This window comes from Paraburkholderia sp. EB58, from assembly GCF_050436665.1.
Lineage (GTDB): Bacteria > Pseudomonadota > Gammaproteobacteria > Burkholderiales > Burkholderiaceae > Paraburkholderia.
Window position 1 is genome coordinate 1 of the sequence record NZ_JBNDMQ010000085.1, and the last position, 4,631, is coordinate 4,631.

3 protein-coding genes and 1 pseudogene are annotated in these 4,631 nt (G+C 60.7%); all 4 read left to right on the forward strand.

Annotated features, from left to right (window positions below; genetic code table 11):
• The first annotated feature begins 356 nt into the window (after positions 1-356).
• The 4 genes and pseudogenes from P3T40_RS44720 to P3T40_RS44735 all read left to right on the forward strand — a co-directional run bounded on the left by P3T40_RS44720 (position 357) and on the right by P3T40_RS44735 (position 4,405).
• On the forward strand, positions 357-1,619 hold the full coding sequence (locus tag P3T40_RS44720; RefSeq protein WP_429274060.1) for an IS110 family transposase: 1,263 nt from the start codon (positions 357-359) through the stop codon (positions 1,617-1,619).
• Between the two features lie 228 nt (positions 1,620-1,847).
• Positions 1,848-2,030 (forward strand): annotated as a pseudogene (locus tag P3T40_RS44725) (IS30 family transposase); the annotation flags it as partial.
• Positions 2,031-2,754: 724 nt separating this feature from the next.
• On the forward strand, positions 2,755-4,059 hold the full coding sequence (locus P3T40_RS44730) for an MFS transporter (protein ID WP_429274061.1): 1,305 nt from the start codon (positions 2,755-2,757) through the stop codon (positions 4,057-4,059).
• 22 nt (positions 4,060-4,081) lie between these two features.
• A complete protein-coding gene (locus P3T40_RS44735; RefSeq protein WP_429274062.1) occupies positions 4,082-4,405 on the forward strand; it encodes a LysR substrate-binding domain-containing protein in 324 nt (107 codons plus the stop codon).
• Positions 4,406-4,631: the final 226 nt, after the last annotated feature.

Sequence of the window (4,631 nt, forward strand, 5' to 3'; positions counted from 1 at the left end):
ACCGGCGTACGCGTGTACTTCTGCGATCCCCACAGCCCGTGGCAACGCGGTACCTGCGAGAACACCAACGGGCTGCTGCGCCAGTATCTTCCAAATATAGATAGTCCGTCCCGCTTTCCGTGATACTGGTCACAGCTGGCAGGTAGCTGCCAGCGAAGGTGGGACATGCGCCCGTGGACTACGAATAATCTGCCACAACGCCTGACGTTTGTGCCCTTAGCTTCGAGTCCGCGGGTGCGCTTGCGCTCGATAACGAATACTCAGGGTTCGCCGTCGTAACCGGCTCACTATATTTCCTTCGCTGAACGCAGGCATGCATGCCCCTGCCAGGTAATCTATCACTTGTGGAGGTTCACATGGCACCTCTATCGGATCAGCCATTCACTGCGTATGTCGGTATCGACTGGGCAGACACCCAACACGACATCTGCCTGCAGGCCGCGGACGGTACCAGGCGCGAGTTCGGCTGCATCGCGCATCAGGTCGGACACATTGACGAATGGGCAAACGGGTTACATCGGCGCTTCGGTGACCCGATCGCGGTTGCCCTCGAACTGGCCAGGGGGCCAATTGTTGCCGCACTGCAGAAGTATGATTTCTTCGTGCTCTTTCCGATCAACCCGTTGACGCTGGCCAGATATCGCGAGGCATTCCAGCCGAGTGGGGCCAAGGACGATCCGACCGATGCGGAACTGGCGCTCGATCTGCTGCTGCATCATCCCGAGCGGTTCAGTCGCCTGAGGCCGCAAAGCGCCGGCATGCGGACCCTGATGAGTCTGGTTGTGCAGCGCCGGCAACTGGTTGGCGACAAGACCCGGTTCGCCAACCGGTTGTGCGACACCCTCAAGCAGTATTACCCGCAGGCCCTGGAATGGTTCGATGACAGGGATACGGTACTGTTCTGCGATTTCCTGACCCGCTGGCCTACGCTCGCGGCCGTCAGGCGCGCCCGCACGACAACCCTTGAGGCATTCTTCCACGCGCACAGCTGTCGATGCGCGAGGCTGATCGAGGCGCGCCTGACATCCATCCGCGCTGCTAGTCCGCTCACCGAAGACCCCGGCATTGTTATACCGTGCCGCCTGCACGTGCTGGCATTGGTGGCACAGCTGCGCGCCGTGCTCACGGCGATCGGCCGGTTCGACAGGGAAATCGCTGCCGTAGCCCGTACGTTACCTGACTACGCCCTGTTCGACAGCCTGCCGGGTGCCGGCCTCCAGTTGGCGCCGCGCCTGCTCGCTGCTTTCGGCGAGCAGCGCGACCGCTTCCAGGGCGCTGATGAGGTACAGAAGTACTCTGGCATTGCCCCGGTGACCCAGCGCAGTGGCAAGAAGCGGTGGGTGCACTGGCGCTGGCAATGCCCGAAGTTCGTGCGCCAGACGTTCGTCGAATGGGCGGCCCAGACGATCAACAAGTCGTTCTGGGCTGGCGCCTACTACCGGCAGCAGCGCGCGAAGGGTAGTTCGCACCAGGTAGCCGTGCGGGCCCTGGCGTTCAAGTGGATCCGCATCCTGTACCGGTGCTGGCAGACCAGAACCCCGTACGACGAGACCGCTTACCTCGACGCCTTGAGGAAACGCGGTTCGCCACTCCTCAGGAACCTCGAACTTCCGGGGTAACCCGTTCCGGTCGATGGTGACGCACTTGGATTCCGGATCGGTGGGTTGCCTCCGTTTGACGTGGTGTCACGGGTTGTCCACGGCCGGCTGGCGGGGTCGCGTGTTACGACCATGACGCCAGCCGGCGGTGGGCAACCCGCCAGGCGGGTGCATCACGTTGTGTTCGACATACGCCGCGTCTAGGGGAACTTCCTGCTCAAAAAAACTTGACGGACAACCTCAGGGCGTGAGGGCACTGACCTCTCGATCTACAGTCAGGACGAACTCGATACCATCGCCGACAGCCTCAACAGCCGACCTCGCGCTACCCATGCGTTTCATTCGCCATTCGAGGTCTTCGAACGTATGCTTGCAACCGCTTCGATATCCTCAGCTTCCATTCATCAACCCCCTGTTGCGCTTCACTCTTGAAACCGCCCGGTTAAACCTGACAAGTCACAGAACCTGTCTTTTCCTAGATCGCTCACTTGTCGCCATCAACGTACTCGTCAGATCGCGCACTCCAGACCGAGCATCCCGCTGCGAGAGCAAAGCCGCCACAGCTTTGTGCGACTAGAGGCCGACCTGCCTCCTGTCATCCGTCGGAATGAGCACGTCACGGAATTGCTACACGCCGCACGGCGGTTTTATTGCGACTTCCTACTCATGCCATCTGATCTACTTATCGCGCGGCCGTGTAGCAGGGGGCGGGAAGATTGCAGCTCAGATTCTGAAAAATGGCGGGGAGTCTTTGCGGTTGGGGCTCCGCGCGGACTGTCGATGCCCGTGGCTGCATGCGAAAGCGCAAGAAGCCAAACGCAACCGTCAATTGCATCTGGTTAACCCGATCTTTTTAAGCGGCACGTCACTTCGCTATCGTGCGTTCAAGGCGTTTCGAATCTCTTGCTGTAGGCAGCTTGCTCGATCTGCCTTCTAGCACCCGGTGACGCTACGCTTCGAATTGAAGCTGGTAGACGCGCATGCGGCCAGCCGATGCCCCGGAAATCCTCGAACAATTGCCCGTTCTGAGATCCACGGCTATCACGGTGCGATTGACCACGTTGTTCACAGGCGCGTCGATCAGGTAAGTCGCGCGGCTCGCCGAGCGGCGCCGAAATATCAAGCGCGACTCCACTGCAAATGAGAGGGACAGAAAATGCGTCTGGGTTGGTACTCAAGTCTCACGCCTATTGAGCGGCGCACTTACTGGGCGTGCTTCGCTGGGCTCGGTCTCGATTCGATGGACGCCACGATCTTTTCGCTGGTGATCCCGGCCCTGATCGCGACGCTCGGGCTGACTCATCCGCAAGTAGGCTACCTAGCCACTGCGGCGCTCCTAGGGGTCGCCATCGGCGGCTGGGGTGCGGGGATTCTTGCCGACAGAATCGGGCGCGTCCGGGTGTTGCAGTTCACCATCTTGTGGGTTGGTATCTTCACCGTCGCCGCGGCGTTCGCCAACTCGTTTCCCGTGCTGTTTGGTATCCGCTTTATGCAAGGCTTAGGCTACGGCGGCGAAGCGGCCGTGGGAGGCGTGCTAATCAGCGAAGTCATCCGGCCCGCGCTGCGTGGCCGAGTCGCTGCCTCTGTCCAGAGCGGCTATGCCCTCGGCTATGCTATCTCGGTCGCGCTATTGCCGGTCATAGCCTCACTATTCCCCGAGCAGATTGGGTGGCGCGTGTTCTTCGCTATCGGTATCTTGCCAGCCGGCTTGGTTTTCTTTATCCGTCGCCTCGTGCCCGAGTCGGGCGTGTACTCCGAAGCGAAGGCGGCTCGCGACTGTGGGGCCATGCAAGCGCCGTTCTGGGAAATCTTCGCCTGGGCTCACCTGCATCGGACCGTGGCCGCTGTGGTCATGGCGACGGGCATCTACGGGGGCGCGTATGTCATGATCACCTGGTTGCCGACCTATCTACGCACCGTGTTGCACCTGTCGGTCGCGACGAGCGCGGGCTATCTCGCGTTTAATATCGTGGGTTCCCTTGTCGGGCCGTTTCTCTACGGGTGGGTGTCGGACCGCGTGGGACGACGACCGGCGTTCATGGCGTTCCTGGTCCTTCAAGCCGCGAACGTTGCCGCCTATTTGCTCGCTCCGATTGGGCCCGCCGTCACTATCGGGCTCAGCTTCTTTCTGGGCGCATTTCAGGCCGCTTTAGCGTCCGGCATGCTTCCGACCTTCGCCGAATTATTCCCGACTTACATTCGGGCCAGTGGTCAGGGTTTTTGCCTCGGAGGTGGGCGCGGTTTCGGGTCCATCGTCCCGGCAACGGTGGGACTCCTCACCGCGTCATTGTCGCTCGGCACGGCGATGGCGACGTGCGCGCTGTGCGCCTACGTCGTCGCATTCGGTGCCGCCGTCTTCTTGCCTGAGACAAGCGGAACGGATTTGCACGAGCCGTCCCACGATCCAGCAGGGCAGATCGACGCCCAGCAGCTACGCGCTAGCAGAGTAGTCCGAACATGACGGTCGACGTATTGCATGACGATTGCCATCGACACCCAATGGCCTTCGCTCGACACTGGACCATTTATCTCGGGAAGAGGGTATTTCACTAAACATCGTGATGGAGGTGGATACGCTCACGGCCATGAAGGACGTTGCAGTTAGCGGCCATGCGCTGACAATTTTGCCCGTGCTCGCCATCAGGGAAGAACAGGATACTGGCGTGCTGAAGGGCGTCCGCATTGAAAAACCGGCGATCAAACGCACGATTTCCTTGGGCTTCACCCGGCAAAGACCGCTTTCCAAGGCAGCACGGTTTGTAGGCAAACGGCTGCGGGAACTGGCTGCGGGGCTCCTTGAGGTCTGATCGCATCGATTCTACTTGGCGTGCGACGGGCTCCAGGTTTTTCGCACGAGGGCCCGGGTGGGTTTGCGTAACATGCAGCGCATGAAGATTGCGGTCGGCGGAGCTAACTTCGATGCCGCTAAGCAGTCCCGTCATCGCTTCGCGCACCAGCTGATTTCCGCTTCCTTTGCAGTGACGGAGACCGCTCAGTCAAGCGCGCCGCCGCATCCTCATCCGTAGAACCCGC